The organism is Buchnera aphidicola (Pseudoregma panicola) (assembly GCF_039376655.1).
Classification (GTDB): Bacteria; Pseudomonadota; Gammaproteobacteria; order Enterobacterales; family Enterobacteriaceae; genus Buchnera_G; species Buchnera_G aphidicola_C.
This window is the reverse complement of the sequence record NZ_CP135000.1, coordinates 389,142-412,898: the sequence shown is the minus strand read 5'-3', so window position 1 is coordinate 412,898 and position 23,757 is coordinate 389,142. Positions and strand designations below refer to the sequence as shown.

Here is a 23,757-nt window from a genome sequence, read left to right as displayed (position 1 = left end):
ATAAAAAATATCCCAAACAAATAAAAACAAAATATATAAAAAAATAAAAAATTAAATAATATATTAGTTAAATATAAATATTTAAGTTAAAAAATATTTAACTAAAAGTACAAAAAAATTTCTACAGATAAAGTTATAGTAAAATATATTTTCTACATAAAAAATATTAGTTAATTGATTAATATAATAATAAAAGACAATATTTAATTAATATATTATATATTAGTTAATTGATTAATATAATAATAAAAGACAATATTTAATTAATATATTATATATTAGTTAATTGATTAATATAATAATAAAAGACAATATTTAATTAATATATTATATATTAGTTAATTGATTAATATAATAATAAAAGACAATATTTAATTAATATATTATATATTAGTTAATTGATTAATATAATAATAAAAGACAATATTTAATTAATATATTATATATTAGTTAATTGATTAATATAATAATAAAAGACAATATTTAATTAATATATTATATATTAGTTAATTGATTAATATAATAATAAAAGACAATATTTAATTAATATATTATATATTAGTTAATTGATTAATATGTTTTTTTTTAATATATTTTATATATATAATAAAAAGAAATTTTATTTTATTAATTTTTATGATTTAATGTATTTTATTTTATTTTTTTTTGAGATTTATATGTTAAAAAATTATGTTTCATTAGTTGGAAGAACTAATGTTGGTAAATCTTCTTTATTTAATATGTTAATAAATGAAAATTCTTCTATTTCTACGAATTGTAGTAATTTTACTGTAGATTCTAATATTGCTTGTTTTTGTACATCTGATAATAAATGTTTTTTTATTTCTGATACAGCTGGTATAAAAGAAGTTAATAATTCTAATTTACTTAAGAAAATAGAGAAAAATATTTTTTCTTATATAAATAATTCTAATCTAATTTTATTCGTGGTAGATGCTTATGATGGAATTACTTTTTTAGATATAAAAATTTCTAAAATTTTAAGAAGATATAATAAAAAGATTTTCTTAATAGTAAATAAATCTGAAAATTTTAATTTTTCTAATTATAATTTAGATTTTTATTCCTTGGGTTTTAAAGATATTTTTTTTACTTCTTGTCAAAAAAATTTTGGAATTAGAAGTTTATTACATGATCATATAGTTCCATTTTTTATTAATAAAAATTTTTTTGTTAATTATAATAAATATATAGGTGATTTCTATTTATTAAAAAATAGGAATGTAATAAAAAATTGTTATTATGATTTTATAAAAATATCTATATTAGGAAAACCTAATGTTGGAAAATCTACTTTTATAAATTCTATTTTAAATGAAAGTCGTGTTATAACAGATGAATATCCTGGTACTACTACTGATAGTACTGAAATTTGTTTTTATTATAAAAATAATAGATATATTTTTATTGACACAGCTGGAGTTAGAAGATTTAAAAATGTTTGTTCTAAAGTTGAAAACATTTCTATAAAAAAATCTATTGATTGTATTAAAAATAGTGATATTGTAATGTTAACTTTAGATTCTACTTGTGAAATATCTAAACAAGATTTTTTTTTAATAAATAATATTATTTTTTTTGAAAAATGTTTTTTTATAGTTATAAATAAGTGGGACTTGTTATCTTTTAAAAAAAAAATCAAATATAAAAATATTTTAAATATTTTTTTAAAAAAATTTATTTTTGTAGATTGTTTTTTTATATCTGCTAAAAAAAAACAAAATTTGTTTTCTATATTTAAAGCTGTTAATAATATTAACATTTTATTAAAAAAAAATTATTCTTCTTCTATTTTAACTAGAATATTAAAGAAGATTGTTAATAGTCATAAACCTCCTTTATATAATAAAAAGAAAATAAGATTAAAATATGCAAATTTAATTTCTAAAAAACCTTTTAGAATATTAATACATGGTAATAGAACAGAAGGTTTATTATTTTCATATAAAAAATATTTAGTGAATTCTTTTATTAAATATTTAAATTTGAAAGGTATTCCTTTAAAAATTTTTTTTAAAAAAAATAATAATCCTTATGTTTAATTAAAATATTTTTTATTTAGTATAGTTGGAAGAATAATATGGTATTTCTACTACAATATTTTTTTTGCCAATTTTTGCTTGACAAGATAATCTACTTTTTTCTTCTACTTTCCAAGCTTTATCTAATGTATCTTCTTCTTTTTCTGAACATTTTGAAAGAGAAGAAAAACCACTTTTTATTATGCAATGACATGTTGTGCATGCGCAAGATTTTTCACATGCATGTTCAATTTGTATATTATTTTTTAATGCAGCATTTAGTATAGTTTCTCCTATTTTTGTATGTATTTTAGCTCCATAAGGTAAAATTATTTTATTAGGTAAAAACAAAATTTGTGGCATATTAACTCCTTATTTTTAATATTAATTTATTTTTTAATAATATTATATTTTTTTATTATAACATTTTTTTTTTAGAATTTTATTTAAGAATTTTATTTTTATTAAAATATTTTTAGATTTTATCCATTTTTTATTTTTAATATATTTTTCTATTTTTTTATAATATTTTTTTTTTTTTACTTTTATTTTTTCTAATATTTTGTTTATTTTTTTTTTATTTTTTCTAATATTTTTTTCTAAATTTTCTATTTTTTTATTTATTTTAAAAAAATATAATAAGAATTTTTTATTACATATATTTTCTTCATATATATTTTTAGAACAATTTATTTTTATAATATATTCTGCTCTTTTTATAGGATTTTTTAAAATTCTGTATGCTATATTTATTTCTGAAGATTTATTTTTTATATTTTTATCATCTATATTTATGTTCATATCTGGATGAAATTTTCTTTGAAGTTTATGAAAATTTTTTGACAACTTATTATAATTAATTTTAAATTCTTCTTTTATGTTAAAAATTTTAAAGTAGTTCATATTTTTTCTTATTTTTATTTTATAGTGCTGAAAAAAAAATTCAGCACATATATTATTAATTTTACTTATTTTTTATTTTTTTTTGTTTTTTATTATAATCAGATATTGCATTTTTTATTGCTTCTTCTGCTAATATAGAACAATGTATTTTTACAGGAGGAAGACTTAGTTCTTTTACTATTTTTGTATTTTTTATTTTTTTTGCTTGATTTAAAGTTTTTCCTTTTATCCATTCAGTCATTAAAGAACTTGATGCAATAGCAGATCCACATCCATATGTTTTAAAACATGCATCTTCTATAATTCCTTTTTTATTTACTCTAATTTGAAGTTTCATAACATCACCACATGCTGGAGCTCCCACTAAACTAGTACCAACATTTTTTTCTTTAGTGGAAAAAGATCCTACATTTCTTGGATTTTCATAATGATCTATAACTTTTTTACTATAAGACATTTTATTTATGTTTATCCTAATGTTTTTTATTAATTATTATAATTTTATGTTTTCCAATTAATTTTTTCTACATTTATTCCTTGTTTAAACATTTCCCATAATGGAGACAATTTTCTTAATTTCTTTACTGACTTATGTATTATATTTGCAGCATAATATATTTCTTCTTTTTTAGTAAATCTTCCAAATGAAAATCTTATAGAACTATGTGCTAATTCTGTTTTTATACCCATAGATTTTAGTACATATGAAGGTTCTAAGCTAGCAGATGTACATGCGGATCCTGATGATACAGCTAGATCTTTTAATGCCATTATTATAGATTCTCCTTCTATATAATTAAAACTTATATTTAATATATGTGGGGAGGTTTTTTTCAAATCACTATTCAAATATATTTCTTCTATATTTTTTATTTTTTTCCATAATATATTTCTTAATTTTTTTAATTTAATATTTTCTGATTTTATTTTTTTTTTTGCTATTTTAAATGCTTCACCCATTCCAACAATTTGATGCACTGGTAAAGTTCCTGATCTCATTCCTCTTTCGTGCCCTCCACCATGAATTTGTGGAGATATTCTTATTCTAGGTTTTTTCCTAATAAATAGAGCTCCTATTCCTTTAGGTCCGTATATTTTATGAGATGAAAAAGACATTAGATCTATTTTAGTTTTTTTTAAATCTATTTTTATTTTTCCAACACTTTGTGTGGCATCTACATGAAAAAATATTTTTTTTTTTTTACATATTTTACTTATTTTTTTTATATCTTGTATTATTCCTGTTTCATTATTAACATGCATTATTGAAACTAATAATGTATTTTTGTTTATATTTTTTAGTATATCTTTAGTTTTTATAATTCCGTTTTTTTTAGGTGTTATATAAGTAACTGTGCATTTTTTATTTTCTAAATATCTACATGTATCTAATACTGCTTTGTGTTCTGTTTTACTAGTTATTATATGATTTCCTCTATTTTTATAAAATTTCATTATTCCTTTAATAGCTAAATTTATTGATTCTGTAGCTCCAGATGTAAATATTATTTCTTTTGGATCTGCATTTATTAAACTTGATATATTTTCTCTTGCTATGTCTACAGCTTCTTCTGCTATCCATCCAAATTTGTGTGATCTAGATGCAGAATTTCCAAAATTACTATTTTTTGTTAAGTATTTTAACATAATTTTTGCTACTTTTTTATCTACTGGAGTAGTAGCTGCATAATCTAAATATATTGGAATTTTAATTTTTTTCATTTAATTTGTTTTTAATTTAATAAATAATTTTTTATATTATATTTATTATTTTTTGAAAATCTATTTTATAAAATATATAGACTATATTTATTTTTAATAGTATTATAACATTATGTAGTTTTTAATAAGAATAAAAATTTGTGTTTTTAAAAAAAATAGTTTTATTAAGTTTTAAAATTTTTAATTTTTTATATAGGGGTGTAACTCAAATAGGTAGAGTGTCGGTCTCCAAAACCGGATGTTGGGGGTTCAAATCCCTCCTCCCCTGCAAAAATTTTTTTTACTATGTTTTTTATAATTTAAATAAATTTTTTTATGATAATAACATTTCATTAAATTTTGTAAAATATATAAAAGATCATTTTTTTAATATTTTTAATATTTGATATTAAAAATATTATGGAGTTTTAAAATATGTCATATAGATCTTATACTACCACTCAAGGTAAAAATTCTTCTGGATCTAGAGCTCTTTGGAGAGCTACAGGAATGAAGAGTAATGATTTTAAAAAACCTATTATAGCTGTAGTAAATTCTTTTACTGAATTTGTTCCAGGTCATATTCATTTGAGAGATTTAGGAAAATTAGTTTCTAAAAAAATAAGTTTGCATGGAGGAGTTCCTAAAGAATTTAACACTATAGCTATAGATGATGGTATAGCTATGGGACATTCTGGAATGTTATATTCTTTACCTTCTAGAGAGATAATTGCAGATTCTATTGAGTATGTAATAAATGCACATTGTGTAGATTCTATGGTTTGTATTTCTAATTGTGATAAAATTACTCCAGGAATGTTAATAGCATGCTTAAGACTAAATATACCAACAATATTTGTTTCTGGTGGCCCAATGGAATCAGGAAGAATAAAAATAGATGGTAAAAATAAAAGAATAGATTTAGTAGATGCTATTGTTAATGGATCTAAAAGTAATTTTAGAAATAAAAATATTTCCAAGATTATGGAAAAAAATGCATGTCCTACTTGTGGATCTTGTTCTGGAATGTTTACAGCAAATTCTATGAATTGTTTGACTGAAGTATTAGGAATTTCATTTCCAGGTAATGGTACACTTTTAGCTACTCATTCAAATAGAAAAAAATTATTTTATTCTGCTGGAAAACATATAGTGAGAATTACTAAAGATTTTTATAAAAATAAAAATTTAGCAGTTTTACCAAGAAATTTAATAAATAAGAAATCTATGTATAATGCAATGTGTTTAGATATATCTATGGGTGGATCTACTAATACTATATTGCATTTATTAGCTTTATCTAAAGAAGGAAATATAAAATTTAATATTTCTGATATAGACTATTTGTCCAAAAAAATTCCTTATATTTGTAAACTTTCTCCTAATTCAAAAGATTATTATATAGAAGATTTTCATAGAGCCGGTGGGGTAATAGGATTGTTAGGAGAATTATATAGAGGAAATTTATTAGATTTATCTACTAAAAATTTTCTTGGATTAACTATAGAAGATACTATATTAAAATATGATATAATGATATCTGATAATAAATATGTAAATGATATGTTTAAATCAGGTCCAAGAGGAAAAAAAACTATTATTCCGTTTTCACAATCTTTTAAATGGAAAAGTTTAGATAAAAATAGGAAAAAAGGTTGTATTAGATCTATAAAATATGCTTATAGTAGTGATGGAGGTATAGCAATTTTATATGGAAATTTAGCTAAAAATGGATGTGTAGTAAAAACAGCAGGAGTAAATTTAAAAAATTTAATTTTTTCTGGCCCGGCTAAAGTTTATGAAAGTCAGGAAGATGCAGTTTATGCTATATTAAATAACAAAATTTTAAAAGGGGATGTAATAGTAATTAGATATGAAGGTCCTAAAGGAGGTCCTGGTATGCAAGAAATGTTATATCCTACTTCTTATTTAAAATCTGTTGGTTTGGATAAATATTGCGCACTTATTACAGATGGTAGATTTTCTGGTGGAACTTCTGGTTTGTCTATAGGTCATATTTCTCCAGAAGCTGCAAGTAAAGGTATTATAGCTTTAGTTAAAAATAATGATATAATAAATATTAATATTCCTGATAGAAAAATTGTTTTAAAAATTTCTAAAAAAGAAATAGATTTTAGAAAAGAGTTTCAAAATTCTAGAGGTAAAAAATCTTATACTCCAACTTTAAGAAATAGAAAAATTTCTTCTTCTTTAAAAATATACTCTCATTTTGCAACAAGTGCTGATAAAGGTGCTTATAGAGATATAACAAAAATATTATAAAATTTATATATTATTAGTATATAATTTTAAATTTGTATTAAAATATTATTTTATTTTTTTTACAAAAGTTTTATGGAGATTTTATGAAAAATTATTTTAATACTTTAAATTTTAGGCAAAAATTAAAAGAATTAAGTGTTTGCAGATTAATTAAAAAAAAAGAATTTAATGAAAAAGCTAGTATTTTAATAAATAAAAAAATAGTTATAATAGGTTGTGGATCTCAAGGGTTAAATCAAGGATTAAATCTTAGAGATTCAGGATTAAATGTTTCATATGCTTTGAGAAAATCTTCAATAAAAAATAAAAATTTTTCTTGGTTAAATGCTACAAAAAATAATTTTTATGTAGGCACTTATAAAGATTTGATTCCAAAAGCAGATTTAGTAATAAACTTAACTCCTGATAAACAACATTATAATGTAATAAATAAAATAGAAAGATTAATGAAATATAATTCTGTTTTAGGATATTCTCATGGTTTTAATATTATAGAATATGGACAAAAAATAAGAAATGATATTACTGTTATAATGGTTGCTCCAAAATGTCCAGGAACTGAAGTTAGAGAGGAATATAAAAGAGGGTTTGGTGTTCCTACTTTAATATCTGTTCATAAAAAAAATGATTTTAATAAATTAGGTATAGATTTTGCTAAAGCTTGGGCTTATGCATTAGGAAGTCATAAAGCTGGTGTTTTAGAATCTTCTTTTTCAGCAGAAGTTAAATCTGATTTAATGGGTGAACAAACAATATTATGTGGTATGTTACAATCTGTATCTGTAGTTTATTATGATAAATTAATTTCTGAAGGTTTTAATAAAAATTTAGCATGTAGTTTAGTGCAAAATGGATGGGAAGTTATAACTGAATCATTAAAACATGGTGGTATCACTTTAATGTTTGACAGAATGTCAAATATTTCTAAAATAAAATCTTATAAAATTTCTAATAATTTAAAAATTTTATTAAAACCTTTGTTTAAATATCATATGGACAATATAATTTCCGGAAAATTTTCAAAAAATATGATACAAGATTGGGAAAATAATGATAAAAAATTATTATATTTTAGAAATATTAATAAAAATTATAGTTTTGAGAATTCTAAAAAATCTAATAAAAAAATTTTTGAAGAAGAATATTTTGAAAATTGTATTTTTATGATATCAGCTTTAAGGGCTGGTATAGAATTATCTTATGAGATAATGTTAGATTCAGGTATTTGTAGAGAATCTGCGTATTATGAATCTTTACATGAAATACCTCTTATAGCAAATACATTAGCTAGAAAAAAACTTCATGAAATGAATTTAGTTATTTCAGATACTGCTGAATATGGAAATTATATTTTTTCTGAAAAAGCTATACCTATTTTAACAAAATTTATTAATACTTTAAAATATGATGAATTATTTAATTCAAAAAATTCAAAAATTATTATAGATAATAATAAATTGTCTAAAATAAATGCTTCAATAAGAAATCATGATATAGAAATGGTAGGAAGTAAATTAAGAAAATATATGAAAAAAATGAAAAGTATATCTTTTAAATAATTTTTTTTAACAAAATAATATTTTATATTTTAAAAAATATATTATTTTTTATAAAGTTAAATTTTTATGTTATTAAATTATGTGCAAAAATATGCTGTAGAATTTATTTCAGATCCCTGTTTAGTTATAGCTGGAGCTGGATCTGGAAAAACTAGAGTAATAATAAATAAAATTGTTTATTTAATAAAAAGTAAGGGAATAAAAGCAGAAAATATTTTTGCATTAACTTTTACTAATAAAGCAGCAAATGAAATGAAAGAAAGAATTAAAAACATTTTAGGAAAAAATAGGACTTATTTTAAAAATGTTTACACGTTTCATTCTTTAGGTATGAAAATTTTGAAATTGGATAATAAAAATTTATATACAAAAGAAAATTTTTCTATATTTGATAGATATGAACAAAATATTATTTTAAAAGATATTACTAAATTTTTTTTAAATAAAGATTTAAAGTTATTAAAAAAATTAATTTTTTTTATTTCTAAATGTAAAAATGAACTTATAGATTTCAGAAAAGCTAAAAAAATGGCTAAAAGTTCTTTAGATTATATTTTTGCAAATTGTTATGAAGTTTATGAAAAATATTTAAGAAATTTTAATATTTTAGATTTTGATGATTTAGTTTTTTTACCTGTTTTATTATTAAAAAATGATATACTTTTAAGAAATATTTTTAGAAAAAAAGTTAAATATTTATTAGTAGATGAATATCAAGATACTAATATTGTTCAATATAAACTTATAAAATTGTTGAACAATTCTAAAAATTTTACTTTAGTTGGAGATGATGATCAATCAATATATTCTTGGAGAGGTGCTAATCCTAATAATTTTTTTTTATTAAAAAATGATTATCCAAATTTAAAAATAATAAAGCTAGAACATAATTATAGATCTTCGGGAAGAATCTTAAATGCTGCAAATATGTTAATTTCTAATAATTCTCATTTATTTTCTAAGAAATTGTTTTCTAATCTTGAATATGGTTCTTCTATAAATATAATATCCGCTAATAATGAATTTGATGAATGTAACAGAGTAGTTAATGAAATAAATAAATTTTGTATTTTAAATAATTATAAATATAATGATTTTGCTATTTTATATAGAAATAATCAACAAGTAAAAATTTTAGAAAAAATTCTTTTAATAAGGTCTATACCATATAAAATATTTTCTAATACTTCTTTATTTGATACGTTAGAAATAAAAAATTTGTTAAATTATTTAAAATTAATAATAAATCCAAATAATGATTTTTCTTTTTTACAAGTTATTAATACTCCTAATAGAAAAATAGGAAAAATTACTTTATCCAAATTAAAAATATTATCTAAAAAAAATAATATTAGTTTGTTTAAATCATGTTTAAATAAAAAATTAGATAAGTTTTTAAATAAAAATAGTATAAATAATTTAAAAAATTTTATTTTTTGGTTTAATAAAATTCTATTTTTTTCAAAACATAATCCTAGTAAAGTATTATATAAAATAGTGGAAGATACAAATTATATTAATTGGATAAAAAGAAAAAATTATAATAAAGAAAAATTAAATCTTTCTATAAAAAATTTAAAAATTTTTTTGTTATGGGTAAAAAATTTTTGTAAGAACAAAAATAAAAATTATAAATTAATTTTTCAAGAAATAATAGAAAAAATGTTAGTAGAAGATGAAAATGAAAAAAAAGATTTTAAAGAAAAACAATTTGTAAAATTAATGACTTTACATGCATCTAAAGGATTAGAGTTTCCATTTGTTTTTATAATAGGAATGGAAGAAGGAATATTACCCCATTATACTAGTATAGTTAATAATGATATTGATGAAGAAAGAAGATTAACATATGTTGGTATAACAAGAGCTAAAAAACAGTTAACTTTAACTTTTTCTAAAATTAGAAAAAAATTTGGTGAAAATATTAATACTACTCCTAGTAGATTTATAAATGAATTACCTAAAAAAGATTTAAAATGGATTTAATAATTTTAAATTTTTTATAAAATATTTTACATCTTTTTTTTATAGATAATATTTATGACAACAAATAAAATAATTGAATTAAATGATAGTAATTTTAAAAAAAAAGTTTTAGAAAAAAAATGCTTAATATTAGTAGACTTTTGGGCTAACTGGTGTAGTCCTTGTAAGATTTTAATGCCAATTTTAGAAGATTTATCAAAAGAATATATAAATAAAATAAAAATTGGTAAAGTTGATGTAGAAAAAAATAATTATATATCAAAAAAATATTTTATTAAAAGTATACCAACTTTAATTTTATTTAAAAATGGAATTATTAAAGAAACTAAAATAGGTTCTATTTCTAAAAGTCAATTAAAAAATTTATTTAATAATTATATATAAAATTAAAATTTAAAAAAGCGGTTTTATTTATTAAAACCGCTGGTTTATGTATATAAAATATAATATAATTTATATTATATAAGATCTTAAAATAATTAAAAATAATTTTATTAATTTTTTGTATTTAAATAAAAATTATTATCTATTTAATAATAGTTACAAGATTTAAATCCCAGTTTACTAAGAATATAAAAATAATGAATCTTACCGAACTAAAAAATAACCCGGTTTCTGAACTAATTATTCTCGGTGAAAAAATGGGGCTAGAAAATTTAGCAAGAATGAGAAAACAAGATATTATTTTTTCAATACTTAAGCAACATTCAAAAGGAGGAGAAGATATATTTGGAAATGGAGTATTGGAAATATTACAAGATGGTTTTGGATTTTTAAGATCTTCTGACAGTTCTTATTTAGCTGGTCCAGATGATATATATGTTTCTCCTAGTCAAATAAGAAGATTTAATTTAAGAACTGGAGATACTATATCTGGAAAAATAAGACCACCTAAAGAAGGTGAAAGATATTTTGCTTTATTAAAAGTTAATGAAGTTAATTATGATAAACCTGAGAGTTCTAGAAGTAAAATTTTATTCGAAAATTTAACTCCATTACATGCTAATTCTAGATTAAGAATGGAAAGAGGTAATGGTTCTACAGAAGATATAACTGCTAGGGTGTTAGATTTATCGTCTCCTATAGGAAGAGGGCAAAGAGGATTGATTGTTGCTCCTCCAAAAGCTGGAAAGACAATGTTATTACAAAATATTGCTCAAAGCATAGCTCATAATTATACAGATTGTGTTTTAATGGTATTGCTAATAGATGAAAGACCAGAAGAAGTTACAGAAATGCAAAGATTAGTTAATGGAGAGGTTGTAGCTTCAACTTTTGATGAGCCAGCTTCTAGACATGTTCAAGTTTCTGAAATGGTTATAGAAAAAGCAAAACGTTTAGTAGAGCATAAAAAAGATGTTGTTATTTTATTAGATTCTATAACTAGATTAGCAAGAGCTTATAATACTGTTGTTCCAGCTTCTGGAAAAGTTTTAACAGGTGGTGTAGATGCTAATGCATTACATAGACCTAAAAGATTTTTTGGCGCTGCCAGAAATGTAGAAGAAGGAGGAAGTTTAACTATAATAGCTACAGCATTAATAGATACTGGATCTAAGATGGATGAAGTTATATATGAAGAATTTAAGGGAACAGGAAATATGGAATTACCTTTATCTAGAAAAATTGCTGAAAAAAGAGTATTTCCTGCAATAGATTATAATAGATCTGGAACTAGAAAAGAAGAATTATTAACTTCTAAAGAAGAATTAAAAAAAATGTGGATTTTAAGAAAAATAATACATCCTATGAGTGAAATTGATGCAATGGAATTTTTAATTACCAAATTATCTATGACTAAAACTAATAATGATTTTTTTGAAATGATGAAAAGATCATAGAAAATTTATAAAATTTACAATATTTTAAAATAAAAATTTTAAAAATTTTTAAACATATTATTAATTTTATTAAATAATATTTTAAATATTTTATTGAAATATTTTTTTTATGTAATATAATTATTATATATTTTTATATAATATATAAATATTTTTAATAATAAAAAAATATTATTTAATAAATTTTTATTTGTATATTATATTTATTTTTTAATTAAATAAATTGGTGATTATAGCTCAGTTGGTAGAGCCCTGGATTGTGGTTTCAGTGGTCATGGGTTCGAATCCCATTAATCACCCATAACACTGTTTATTTTTATAATATATATCGGCGAATAGCGCAGCTTGGTAGCGCAACTGGTTTGGGACCAGTAGGTCAGAGGTTCAAATCCTCTTTCGCCGATCAATTTTTTGTTTTTTATTATGTACATTTTTTTGAAATTATTTAAATTATATTTTATATAAGAAAAAATTTTATTATGTTAATAAATTTTTCGAAAATGCATGGTTTAGGAAATGATTTTGCAATATTTAATAATATAAATAATAAAATTATTTTTACAAAATCTATTGTTAGAAAACTTTCAAATAGAAATATTGGAATAGGTTTTGATCAATTAATTTTGGTAGAAGAAAGTTTAAATCAAAAAATAGATTTTTTTTATAAGATTTTTAATTCTGATGGAACAGAGGTTTTTCAATGTGTTAATGGTGTAAGATGTTTTGGAAGATTTATATATTTAAAAAATATTTCTAAAAAAAAAGACATTTTTGTTATGACTAAGAATCAAACAATTTTTTTGAAGAATATAAATAAAAATATTGTTTCAGTTAAATTATCTCAACCTATTTTTGATCCATGTAAGATTCCTTTTTTGAAAGAGTATTCTAAAAATGGATATCATGTTTTAATAAATTCAAAAAAAATAAAATATTTTATAGTATCTTTAGGAAATCCTCATTGTGTAATTTTTGTAGATAACATTTCTTTAGCTGAAGTAGACATGATAGGATCATTTTTAGAAAAATATTTTTTGTTTCCTATGGGTGTTAATGTAAATTTTGTAGAAATAGTATCTAGAAAAGAAATTAATGTTAGAACATATGAAAGAGGTGTTGGAGAAACTAAATCATGTGGAAGTGGTGCATGTGCTTCAGTAGTAATAGGTGTAAAAAATAATTTTTTAAATAAAAATGTTTTAGTTAATTTAAATGGAGGCAATTTAAATATTTTTTACGAAAAAAAATTAAAAAATATTTTATTGTCTGGAAATACTGCTCATGTATATGATGGTAAAATAAATATAAATAATTTTTTATAATTTATTTTTTTATTAATTGTAATAAATTTTTTAATATTTATATTATTTTTTTTAATTTTTTTAATATCTTTACATACATTTATAAAATATTTAAAAATTTATATTTTTTTTGATTAAATAAATTACTTGACTAAATATAAAAAATTTAATTAAACTAAAATTATAGAATATGCATTTAAGGCATAATATTATGTCATATGTTTATAATATAAGTAAAATAACATCTTCAAAAAATGTTATAAATGTTAATTCTAAAGATAGTACTAAAGAAAACGAAAAAGATATGTTTCAAGATTATAAAGTTGATTCAATTGAAAATCCTGAAGTAAGTGCAATAATTACATTAGTGCCTGAAAAAAAGCCATTTTTTAATAATAATATAAAAAAAACTGTTATAAAAATATCTAACAATAATTTAAATAAAAAAGATAATGCAAAAGTATTAAAGAAACATGAAAAAGTTGTTAAAAAAAATGAAAACGATTTATCATCACTAACTATTAATAAATTTCAGATAATAAAACATATTAATGAAGGTGAAGAATCTGCAAAATTTACACTTTTTTATGATAAAATTAAACATGAAATTTCATTCACATCTAAATTATTTAGGTATAAAGGTTCTAAAATTGATAATTTAGAAAATGATGTTGAAGATAATGATTTAATATCTACTGTGTTACCAAGTTTAACTGTTTTTAAAGAAGATTATAAAAATAAAGTTAAAATTAATGCTAAAATGTCATATTCTGCTATTTTAGAAGGTTCAAATAAATTTACTAATATATATAGTTCTAAAGATATAACTTTAGACATTAGTAAAAATAAATTTTTAAACAAAAATTTGACTAAAAATGTTAAAGGTATAAATAAAAAAAATAAAAGTAATTTACATAAAGCTCTTCATGTTACAAATCCTTTTCAAGGTTATGATATTTTAAAAGACAAAAGTGTAGATCCTATTTCTTTTTATAAACCTAAAAGTATTAAAGATCCTGTTGAAAATAAAGTTGGTTATAAACATGATGCAAAAGTTGTTCATATGAATGGATTTCCTTTACATAATAGATGTTGTGAAGTGGTGTCTAAAGTTGATGAAACAAAATCTAATAAACAAATAGAAGAAAAAGATAATCAAGGAAATGAATGGAAATTGCTTAACGATGCTAATGAATCTTTTTCTTTAGTAAAATTTGGAAAAGATATAAGAAGTCATTTTGATTATTTAAATAGAAACAATGAAGAAGATTTGCATAAAATTTTTATGTCTGAACTAGGTCATGTTGAAATGTCTATTAATGGAAAATCTATAACAAAAAACAAAGATCCTAGAGAAATTTTAAAAAAATTTAAAAATTTATTACCTAATATATCAGATAGAAAATTAGTATCTTGTTTTGCTCAAGAAGGAGTTTTAGCAAAATCTTTCTTTGGAATTATATCTAAATATCCAGATATATTAAAATGTACTTTTTATCATCCAAAAATTTCTTATAATATACATAGAATTGACGAAAATAGTTTTGAAGTAGACATATGCAGCATTACTAAATCTAGAGATTTTAATGATTTTAATAATGTTGGAGCTCCATATTTAAATACAATAAGTTCATATGGTATGAAAACTAATGTAGTTTTTTCTAAAATTAGTAATCCAATAATTAAAAATTTATTTTTTATTAAATAAATAAATATTTTTTTATCACTTATATAATTTGTTAATTTTTAAAAAAGTTTACAAAACAATTGTTTGTTTTGTAAACTTACAAAAATTTTTTAATATTTTTATGAATAAAAGAAAAAAATATAATAATTTTATAAATAAAAAAGATTTAATATATAGATCTAAAATTCTGTTTAAAATTAGAAAATTTTTTAATAATTTAAATATTATTGAAGTAGATACTCCTATGTTGTCTAGACATGCAGTTCCTGATTGTAATATAAAATGTTTCAAAACTAAATACTATGATAATAGTATTAAAAATAATATAGATTTATGGATGATACCTAGTCCCGAATATCATATGAAAAGATTACTTTCTTTAAAAATAGGATCTATATATCAAATATGTCATAGTTTTAGAGATGAAGAATTTGGAAAATATCATAATCCTGAATTTACTATTCTTGAGTTTTATATAATAAATTGTAATATGTTTAAATTTATTAAAAAAATAGATTTTTTTTTTCAAAAAATATTTAATTTTAAAAAATCTGAAATTTTTTCTTATAAAGAAATATTTATAAAATTTTTAAATATTGATCCATTTGAGTCAAATAAAGAAGATTTAGTAAAAAAAATAATATATTTAGAACATTTTCATTTAATAAAAAATTTAAAATTTTTGTATAAAAAAGATTTACTGGAAATATTATTTTTAATAGGAATAGAAAAAAATTTGGGAAAAGACAGACCAATTTTTATTTATCATTTTCCTTCTGATCAATCTCTATCATCATCTATAAATAAAAAAAATAATAATTTAGCTAATAGATTTGAGGTTTTTTTTAAAGGAATAGAAATAGCAAATGGATTCAATGAATTAATAGATAGAAAAGAACAAGAAAATAGATTTAATAATGAAAATTCTATTAGAAAAAAAATAGGATTAGAAAAAGTAAAATTAGATAATTTTTTTCTAGATGCATTGTCAAAAGGAATACCAAAATGTTCAGGAGTTGCTATAGGTATAGATAGAATAATTATGATAAAACTAAAAAAAGATAATATTTCTCAAGTAATTCCTTTTACAATATATAATTGTTAACTAAATTTAGTTTTAATAAAATATTTTATTTTTACCAATAATTTTCTGTTGTTATGTTTCCAGGTAATTTTCTTAAATTTTTTTTAAGTTTATATTTTTTTATTAATATCTGTTTTGTATCTTTTACCATGTCAGGATTTCCACAAATCATAAAATGCGAATTTTTATTATTTATTTTTATATTCATTTTTTTTTCTATGACATTATCATTTAATAATTTTGGTATTCTTCCAAATAAATATTTTTTATTTAATTTTTCTCTACTTACTACTTTTTGAAATATAAAATTATTATATTTTAATTTTATTTTTTTTAATATTTTTTTATAATTAAGTTGATTTTTATATCTAACTGCATGTATTAATATTATTTTATTAAATTTTTTTATTTCTTTTCCTCCATATTGTAATATAGATAAATATGGACCTATAGCAGTTCCTGTTGATATCATCCATAAGTATTTTGTTTTTGGTATTTCTGTTAATGTAAAAAATCCAAAAGATTTTTTGCTTATAATAATTTTGTTTCCAGGATTTAGATCATATAAATGTTTTGTTATAACTCCATTTTTTACATATGTTACATAAAATTCTAAATTTTTATTTTTTGGAGAATTTACATAAGAATATGCTCTTTGTATTTTTTTTCCATTTTTTAATATTGCTATTTTTGTGAATTGTCCTGCTTTAAATGGTAATATTTTTGCATTAACAATTATACTAAACAGTGGAAATTTCCATTTTTTTATTTTTATTATTGTTGCTTCTATCCATTCTGTCATTTTTATACCTATGATATTTTTAAAAAATTTTATTTATTTTATATTATATACTATAATATATTGTAGTGAAAAAAAAATAAAAAAATATTTTTGATTTAATATTTTAAAATTATATAAAATTTATTAATTATATTTTTAGTTAGTTTTCTTATCTTAGATTGTTTCTAAGATAAGAAAAAAATTTTATATTTATTTTTTAATATTTTATAGTACAAATTTGCTAAGATCTTCATTAGAAACAAATTTTTCTAAATGTTTTTCTACATATTTTTTATTTATTTCTACTGATGTATTTTTTTTATCGTTTGAATTGAATGAAATATCTTCCATTAATTTTTCCATAACTGTATGTAATCTTCTAGCTCCTATATTTTCCATTGATTGATTAACTTTCCATGCAGCTTCTGCTATACATCTTATACCACTTTTTTTAAAATTTATTTCTATTCCTTCTGTTTTCATTAAAGCTTTATATTGAATTGTAATAGATGAATTAGGTTCTGTAAGAATTCTTTCAAAGTCTTTTATAGTTAATGATTTTAATTCAACTCTAATAGGTAATCTTCCTTGTAATTCTGGTATTAAATCTGATGGAGTAGATATTTGAAAAGCTCCAGATGCTATAAATAATATATGATCTGTTTTTACAGTTCCATATTTTGTAGATACTGTGCATCCTTCTACTAACGGTAATAGATCTCTTTGAACTCCTTCTCTAGAAATGTCAGGTCCTGAATTTATACCACTTCTTCTACATATTTTATCTATCTCATCTATAAATACTATACCTTTTTGTTCTACTGCATTTATAGCTTTTTTTTTAATTTCTTCTGGATTAATTAATTTAGATGCTTCTTCTTCTATTAAAATTTTCATTGCATCTTTTATTTTTAATTTTCTAGTTCTTTTTTTACTACTTCCTAAATTTTGAAATATTGATTGCAATTGATTTGTTAAATCTTCCATTCCTGGAGGAGCCATTATTTCTACTCCTAGTGGTGTTACTGAAACATTTATTTCTATTTCTTTATCATCTAACTTTCCTTCTCTAAGTTTTTTTCTAAATGATTGTATTGTTGCTAATGGTCTTTGATTAGAATCTTGAATTCCCCAGTTATTTTGAACTGTTGGAACTAATACTGATAATATTTTTTCTTCTGCTATTTTTCTTACTTTTTCTTTATTTTTTTCTATTATTTGAACTCTCACTATTTTCATAGCTAAATCAGTTAAATCTCTTATTATAGAATCTACTTCTTTTCCTACATATCCAACTTCAGTAAATTTTGTTGCTTCTATTTTTATAAATGGAGAATTTGCTAATTTTGCTAGTCTTCTAGCTATTTCTGTTTTTCCAACTCCAGTAGGTCCTATCATTAATATATTTTTAGGAGTGATTTCATGTCTAATATCTTTTTTTACTTTCATTCTTCTCCATCTATTTCTTAATGCTATTGCTACTGCTTTTTTTGCTTTTCTTTGTCCTATTATAAATTTATCTAATTCTTTAACAATATTTTTGGGAGTCATTTCTGACATATTTAATCCTTATTTTTCTGAAGATAGTTCTTTTATTGTAAAAATTTGATTTGTATATATACAAATATTAGATGCAATTGTTAAAGATTCTTTAACAATTTCTTTTGCTGTTAAGTTAGAATGTTTTAATAAAGCTTGAGCTGACGCTTGAGCATATGATCCTCCTGATCCTATTGCAATCAAATCATTTTCAGGTTGTATAACATCACCATTACCTGTAATTATAAGAGACGTGTTTTTGTCTGCTACAGCTAATAAAGCTTCCAATTTTCTTAATATTTTATCTGTTCTCCAATCTTTTGCTAATTCTATAGCAGATCTTTGTAATTGACCTTGATGAACTAAAAGTTTTTTTTCAAATAAATCGAATAGAGTGAAGGCATCTGCTGTACCTCCAGCAAATCCAGCTATAACTTTTTTATTATATAAATTTCTAACTTTTTTTACATTACTTTTTATTACTGTACTTCCTAGTGTTGCTTGACCATCTCCACCTATTACTACTTTTTTTTTTAAACGTACACTCAATATAGTTGTCATAAAATTCCTTTTAGATATTTTAAAATATATTAAAATTTTTATATTAATGTTTTAATTATTTAAACACATTATGTTTTTAATACGTTGTTTTAAATTTTTATATATATTATATTTTTATTATCTATTTTATATAAATTTATATATTTAATTTTGTTTTATTTTAAAAAAGGTTTTAATATTATGAAAAAAAAAATACATCCTAATTATCAAAAAGTAAATGCTTTTTGTTCATGTGGTAATAATATAAAATTTTTTTCTACTATAAAAAAAAAATCTATTAATTTGGACATATGCGGTTCATGTCATCCATTTTTTACTGGGAAACAGCGTGTTGTTGATACTAGTGGTAGAATAGAAAGATTTAATAAAAGATTTAAAAATTTTCAAAATTAGTTATATAATTAAAAATATTGTTTTTAACATTTTTATTAGAATATTATATAATTTTGTTTTATATGTCTTAATTATTTAAGAACATTTACTAATATGAATTATATATTTTCTTATATTAAATTATTTAAAAAATTTTAGCGGGAAACGAGATTCGAACTCGTGACCTCAACCTTGGCAAGGTTGCACTCTAACCTACTGAGCTATTCCCGCTTATTTTGTAAATTATATATTAATATTTTTTTTTAGACAAGTTTTTATTTTATTGTAAATATTTTTTATTTACATATAAAAAATTTTTTTTTATAATATAAAAGTTCTTTTATAGATTCTTTTATATCTTTTATAGTAGTATGATTTTTATTTTTTTCAAATTTTTTATATTCTTCTTTTTTCCACATTTTAAATATTTCTTTAACAGTACTTACATCTATTGATCTATAATGAAAATAATTTAATAAATTTGGCATAAATTTTTTTAAAAAAATTTTGTCTACAAAATTAGAATTTCCACACATAGGAGATTCATTTTTTTTTACAAATTTTTTTATAAATTTTATAATTTTTTTTTCTGCAGATTTTTCATTATATTTACTTTTTTTTACTTTTTTTAATAAACCACTATGTTTATGTGTTTTTTTGTTCCAACTATCCATTTTTTTTAATACTTTTTTATTTTGATGTATAGTTACTGATATTCCTTTTGTTTTAATATTTAAATCCTTGTCTGTAATTATTATTCCAATTTCTAAAATAAAATTTTTTTTTGGATCTAATCCAGTCATTTCTAAATCTATCCATATTAATTTTTTATATTTCATATTTTTATATTTTTTTTAAATTATTTTTTTTTATAAATTGTGATGTTTTGTTTAAAATATTACTATAAACTTATTTTATGTTTATATAAAATTTAGTTTTATTTTTTTTTAATAATATAAATAAATTGAGAAATATTATGGAATATTGTTTTAATAAAAAAAAATATTTTAAAATGTTACATAAAAATTTTAAAAAAATTAAAAATTTACATATTAAAGACTTTTTTTTACATGATAAAAATAGATTTGATAAATTTTCTATAAATTTTATGGATATTATGGTTTTAGATTACTCAAAAAATATAATTAATGATGAAACTATGAAATTTTTATTTAAATTTGCAAAAGAAATTAAAATAAAAAAAGAAATAAAAAAAATGTTTTTAGGAAAAAAAATAAATAAAACTGAAAATAGTTCTGTATTACATATAGCTTTAAGAAAACCATGTAATTCTAATTTTTTTTTAAACAAAAAAAATATAATGATAAAAATTAAAAATTGTTTAAAAAAAATGAAAAATTTTTCTGAAAATGTAATAAATGGAAAAATTAGAGGTTTTACTAATAAAAAAATAACCGATATTGTTAATATTGGAATAGGTGGTTCAGAACTAGGTCCTAAAATGGTTAACAATGCATTAAAAGATTATAAAAATCATTTAAAAATACATTATTTATCTAACATAGATAATAATAATTTAATAGATGTTTTGAATAAAATAAGTTTAGATACATCTTTATTTTTTATAATTTCTAAAACTTTTACAACTTATGAAACTATTAAAAATGCTAAAAGTATAAAAAAATATTTTAATAAAAAATTTTATAATAATAATTTTTTTTATAAACATTTTTATGCTATTTCTAATAATAAAAAAGAAGTTATAAAATTTGGAATAAATAAAAAAAATATTTTTAAAATTTTTAAGTGGACTGGAGGTAGATATTCTGTTTGGTCATCAGTTGGTTTATCTATAATGTTATCTATAGGATATAAAAATTTTTTAAAATTTTTAGATGGAGCTAACAAAATGGATAATCATTTTTATGAAACAAGATATAATAAAAATATTCCAGTAATACTTTCTTTAATAAGTTTTTGGTATAATATTTTTTTTAATGCAGATACAGAAGCTGTTCTAGCATATAGTGATAGATTAAGTAAGTTTACTAAATATGTTCAACAGTTGAATATGGAGTCAAATGGAAAAAATGTTGATAAAAATGGTAAAAACATTTTATATAATACTAGTCAAATAATATGGGGTGGTGTTGGTACTAATTGTCAGCATTCTTTTTTTCAACTTTTACATCAAGGAACAAGATTTGTACCTTGTGATTTTATTTCTTTTGTAAATAATAATAATAAAATTTTTTGTGAGCATAATATAAACTTATTGTCTAATTTTTTTGCTCAAACAAAAACATTAGCTTTTGGAAAAAAAACTTTAAAAAAAAATATAAAAAAAATAGAATATTGTAAAAAAAATTTAAAATTATATAAAAAATTTTTAGGTAACATTCCTTCTAATACTATTTTATTTAAAAATATTGATCCTGAAAGTATAGGAGCATTATTATCTATGTATGAACATAAAATATTTGTTCAAGGTATAATTTTAAATATTTTTAGTTTTGATCAATGGGGTGTAGAATTAGGAAAAAGTTTATCTAATATTATATATGAACATTTAAAAAAAAATAAAAAAATTAATCATAAATATGATAGTTCTACAAGTGGGTTAATAAAATATTATAAAAAATGGAAAAAATAAAATTGTTTTAAAATTATTAATAATATATTATTATATATTATATATTAAAATTTTTATAGGTAACAAAATATGTTTCCATTTATAAACAATATAAAAAATTTATTAAGCATATTATATATATTAAATTCAAAATAATTTTATGAACAAAAACAATAACACAGTAATTTTTTTAATGGGGCCTACTTGTTGTGGAAAAACTGATTTAGCTATGAAAATTTATAATAAAATTAACGCAGAGATAATTAGTGTAGATTCTTCATTAGTTTATAAAAATATGAACATAGGAACTGCTAAACCTAATAAATATGAATTAGAAAAGTTTCCTCATAAGTTAGTTGATATAATATATCCTAATGAAGGATATTCTGTAGCAAATTTTTATTATGATGCATTACGAGAAATAAAATTATGTTTTTTAAAAAAAAAGGTTCCTTTATTAGTTGGAGGTACAATGTTATATTATAAAATACTTTTAAATGGACTAATAAATTTGCCTGAAAAAAATAAATATCTTATTAATAGAATTTTTGATTATATTAAAAATAATAGTTCTACAAATTTATATAAAAAACTTTTTAAAATAGATTTTAAAAGTGCTAATAATATAAATAAAAATGATATATATAGACTTTCTAGAGCTTTAGAAGTATATTATACTACTGGAAAAAAAAAAGTAGTTTTTTAAGAAAAAATAAGTTTCCATACAAAGTTTTACAATTTGTTTTAATACCTAAAAATATGGATTTTTTGAATAAAAATATAGTTTTAAGATTACAAAAAATGATAGATTCTGGTTTTGAAAAAGAAGTTTATGAACTTTTTAAAAATAATATTTTAAATATAAAATTTCAATCTATGAATTGTATAGGTTATTCGCAAATGTGGGATTTTATAAATAAAAAAATTACATATAACGAAATGTTTGAAAAAATATTTTTTGCTACAAAAAAGTTAGTAAAAAAACAAATGACATGGATAAGATCTTGGAAAAATTTATATTTTTTATCTTCTGAAGATTTAGAAGATGCTAAATATAAAATTTTAAAAGTTTTAGAAAAGAACATTTATATTATGTAATAATGTTTTTTAAATTTTTTATATATTTTTTAAATTAATTTTTTTTACATGGTATTTATTTTTATATGAAAAATTATGAAATAGTTTTAATATTCCATCCTGGAAATAGTAATTTAGTTACTAATATTTTAGAAAAATATATAAATTTTATAAAAGAAAATAAAGGAATTGTTCATAGATTAGAAAACTGGGGAAGAAGACATTTGTCTTATCCTATAAAAAAAATTCATAAGGGTCATTATGTATTAATTAATATAGAAATGTTAAAAGATACTATGAAAATTTTAGAAAATAAAATAAGATTTGATGAAAACATATTAAGAAATCTTATAATTTCTGTAAAAAATCCTATATTGAATAAGTCTCCTATGTTTTTAATAAAAGATGCTGAAAAAAAATTAAAAAATAGTAAATAATTTTTTAATA

At 19.9% G+C, this 23,757-nt stretch carries 22 protein-coding genes and 4 tRNA genes; 17 read left to right on the top strand and 9 right to left on the bottom strand.

The genetic code is table 11. From position 1 onward, the window contains the following. The first annotated feature begins 677 nt into the window (after window positions 1-677). Window positions 678-2,063 carry a ribosome biogenesis GTPase Der gene (der, locus tag RJT18_RS02075; RefSeq protein ID WP_343154781.1) on the top strand — a complete coding sequence of 462 codons (1,386 nt, stop codon included), beginning with the start codon at window positions 678-680 and terminating at the stop codon, window positions 2,061-2,063. Window positions 2,064-2,075: 12 nt separating this feature from the next. On the opposite strand, the gene fdx is transcribed toward der, so the two are convergent. The 4 genes from fdx to RJT18_RS02055 form a co-directional block, all read right to left on the bottom strand. Continuing rightward, window positions 2,076-2,405, bottom strand: coding sequence for an ISC system 2Fe-2S type ferredoxin (fdx, locus tag RJT18_RS02070; protein WP_343154780.1), 330 nt, complete (start codon window positions 2,403-2,405; stop codon window positions 2,076-2,078). A gap of 42 nt (window positions 2,406-2,447) precedes the next feature. Then, on the bottom strand, window positions 2,448-2,945 hold the full coding sequence (hscB, locus tag RJT18_RS02065) for a Fe-S protein assembly co-chaperone HscB (RefSeq protein ID WP_343154779.1): 498 nt from the start codon (window positions 2,943-2,945) through the stop codon (window positions 2,448-2,450). Between the two features lie 61 nt (window positions 2,946-3,006). After that, on the bottom strand, window positions 3,007-3,402 hold the full coding sequence (iscU, locus tag RJT18_RS02060; RefSeq protein ID WP_343154778.1) for a Fe-S cluster assembly scaffold IscU: 396 nt from the start codon (window positions 3,400-3,402) through the stop codon (window positions 3,007-3,009). Between the two features lie 44 nt (window positions 3,403-3,446). Continuing rightward, the gene (locus RJT18_RS02055; protein ID WP_343154969.1) at window positions 3,447-4,658 is read right to left on the bottom strand and encodes an IscS subfamily cysteine desulfurase; all 1,212 of its coding nucleotides are present in this window, start codon (window positions 4,656-4,658) and stop codon (window positions 3,447-3,449) included. Window positions 4,659-4,861: 203 nt separating this feature from the next. Here RJT18_RS02055 and RJT18_RS02050 point away from each other — a divergent pair. The 11 genes from RJT18_RS02050 (at window position 4,862) to epmA (ending at window position 16,408) form a co-directional block, all read left to right on the top strand. After that, a tRNA-Trp gene (locus RJT18_RS02050) sits at window positions 4,862-4,935 on the top strand. Window positions 4,936-5,081: 146 nt separating this feature from the next. After that, window positions 5,082-6,929, top strand: coding sequence for a dihydroxy-acid dehydratase (ilvD, locus tag RJT18_RS02045; RefSeq protein WP_343154777.1), 1,848 nt, complete (start codon window positions 5,082-5,084; stop codon window positions 6,927-6,929). 83 nt (window positions 6,930-7,012) lie between these two features. Beyond that, complete coding sequence (ilvC, locus tag RJT18_RS02040) at window positions 7,013-8,488, top strand: ketol-acid reductoisomerase (RefSeq protein ID WP_343154776.1); 1,476 nt, start codon at window positions 7,013-7,015, stop codon at window positions 8,486-8,488. Window positions 8,489-8,554: 66 nt separating this feature from the next. Further along, a complete protein-coding gene (locus tag RJT18_RS02035; protein WP_343154775.1) occupies window positions 8,555-10,474 on the top strand; it encodes a UvrD-helicase domain-containing protein in 1,920 nt (639 codons plus the stop codon). A gap of 54 nt (window positions 10,475-10,528) precedes the next feature. Beyond that, window positions 10,529-10,858: a thioredoxin gene (gene trxA, locus RJT18_RS02030; protein WP_343154774.1), complete on the top strand. Its 330-nt coding sequence runs from the start codon at window positions 10,529-10,531 to the stop codon at window positions 10,856-10,858. Window positions 10,859-11,055: 197 nt separating this feature from the next. After that, on the top strand, window positions 11,056-12,315 hold the full coding sequence (gene rho, locus RJT18_RS02025; RefSeq protein WP_343154773.1) for a transcription termination factor Rho: 1,260 nt from the start codon (window positions 11,056-11,058) through the stop codon (window positions 12,313-12,315). Window positions 12,316-12,541: 226 nt separating this feature from the next. Beyond that, window positions 12,542-12,614, top strand: a tRNA-His gene (locus RJT18_RS02020). A 30-nt stretch (window positions 12,615-12,644) separates the two neighbouring features. Beyond that, window positions 12,645-12,718 (top strand) — tRNA-Pro (locus tag RJT18_RS02015). 76 nt (window positions 12,719-12,794) lie between these two features. Continuing rightward, window positions 12,795-13,637 carry a diaminopimelate epimerase gene (dapF, locus tag RJT18_RS02010; RefSeq protein ID WP_343154772.1) on the top strand — a complete coding sequence of 281 codons (843 nt, stop codon included), beginning with the start codon at window positions 12,795-12,797 and terminating at the stop codon, window positions 13,635-13,637. 190 nt (window positions 13,638-13,827) lie between these two features. After that, entirely contained in the window at window positions 13,828-15,324 is a 1,497-nt protein-coding gene (locus tag RJT18_RS02005) for a hypothetical protein (RefSeq protein WP_343154771.1), read from the top strand. Window positions 15,325-15,424: 100 nt separating this feature from the next. Then, window positions 15,425-16,408: an elongation factor P--(R)-beta-lysine ligase gene (epmA, locus tag RJT18_RS02000; RefSeq protein ID WP_343154770.1), complete on the top strand. Its 984-nt coding sequence runs from the start codon at window positions 15,425-15,427 to the stop codon at window positions 16,406-16,408. A gap of 31 nt (window positions 16,409-16,439) precedes the next feature. Here epmA and RJT18_RS01995 read toward each other — a convergent pair whose 3' ends face one another. The 3 genes from RJT18_RS01995 to hslV all read right to left on the bottom strand — a co-directional run bounded on the left by RJT18_RS01995 (window position 16,440) and on the right by hslV (window position 19,268). Beyond that, window positions 16,440-17,189, bottom strand: coding sequence for an FAD-binding oxidoreductase (locus tag RJT18_RS01995; RefSeq protein ID WP_343154769.1), 750 nt, complete (start codon window positions 17,187-17,189; stop codon window positions 16,440-16,442). A gap of 204 nt (window positions 17,190-17,393) precedes the next feature. Next, a complete protein-coding gene (gene hslU, locus RJT18_RS01990; RefSeq protein WP_343154768.1) occupies window positions 17,394-18,728 on the bottom strand; it encodes an HslU--HslV peptidase ATPase subunit in 1,335 nt (444 codons plus the stop codon). Between the two features lie 9 nt (window positions 18,729-18,737). Then, window positions 18,738-19,268: an ATP-dependent protease subunit HslV gene (hslV, locus tag RJT18_RS01985; RefSeq protein WP_343154767.1), complete on the bottom strand. Its 531-nt coding sequence runs from the start codon at window positions 19,266-19,268 to the stop codon at window positions 18,738-18,740. Between the two features lie 180 nt (window positions 19,269-19,448). Between hslV and rpmE the strand changes: the two genes are divergently transcribed. Further along, the gene (gene rpmE, locus RJT18_RS01980) at window positions 19,449-19,661 is read left to right on the top strand and encodes a 50S ribosomal protein L31 (protein WP_343154766.1); all 213 of its coding nucleotides are present in this window, start codon (window positions 19,449-19,451) and stop codon (window positions 19,659-19,661) included. Window positions 19,662-19,797: 136 nt separating this feature from the next. Here rpmE and RJT18_RS01975 read toward each other — a convergent pair. Both RJT18_RS01975 and orn read right to left on the bottom strand, forming a co-directional pair. Further along, window positions 19,798-19,871: transfer RNA gene (locus tag RJT18_RS01975), tRNA-Gly, on the bottom strand. 65 nt (window positions 19,872-19,936) lie between these two features. Then, entirely contained in the window at window positions 19,937-20,479 is a 543-nt protein-coding gene (gene orn, locus RJT18_RS01970; protein WP_343154765.1) for an oligoribonuclease, read from the bottom strand. A gap of 137 nt (window positions 20,480-20,616) precedes the next feature. Between orn and pgi the strand changes: the two genes are divergently transcribed. The 4 genes from pgi (at window position 20,617) to rpsF (ending at window position 23,747) form a co-directional block, all read left to right on the top strand. Then, window positions 20,617-22,254: a glucose-6-phosphate isomerase gene (gene pgi, locus RJT18_RS01965; RefSeq protein WP_343154764.1), complete on the top strand. Its 1,638-nt coding sequence runs from the start codon at window positions 20,617-20,619 to the stop codon at window positions 22,252-22,254. Between the two features lie 139 nt (window positions 22,255-22,393). Next, complete coding sequence (gene miaA, locus RJT18_RS01960) at window positions 22,394-22,939, top strand: tRNA (adenosine(37)-N6)-dimethylallyltransferase MiaA (protein ID WP_343154763.1); 546 nt, start codon at window positions 22,394-22,396, stop codon at window positions 22,937-22,939. Next, entirely contained in the window at window positions 22,903-23,331 is a 429-nt protein-coding gene (locus RJT18_RS01955) for a hypothetical protein (protein WP_343154968.1), read from the top strand. Before miaA ends, RJT18_RS01955 begins: the two co-directional genes overlap by 37 nt. A gap of 65 nt (window positions 23,332-23,396) precedes the next feature. Beyond that, complete coding sequence (gene rpsF, locus RJT18_RS01950; protein ID WP_343154762.1) at window positions 23,397-23,747, top strand: 30S ribosomal protein S6; 351 nt, start codon at window positions 23,397-23,399, stop codon at window positions 23,745-23,747. Window positions 23,748-23,757 lie beyond the last annotated feature (10 nt).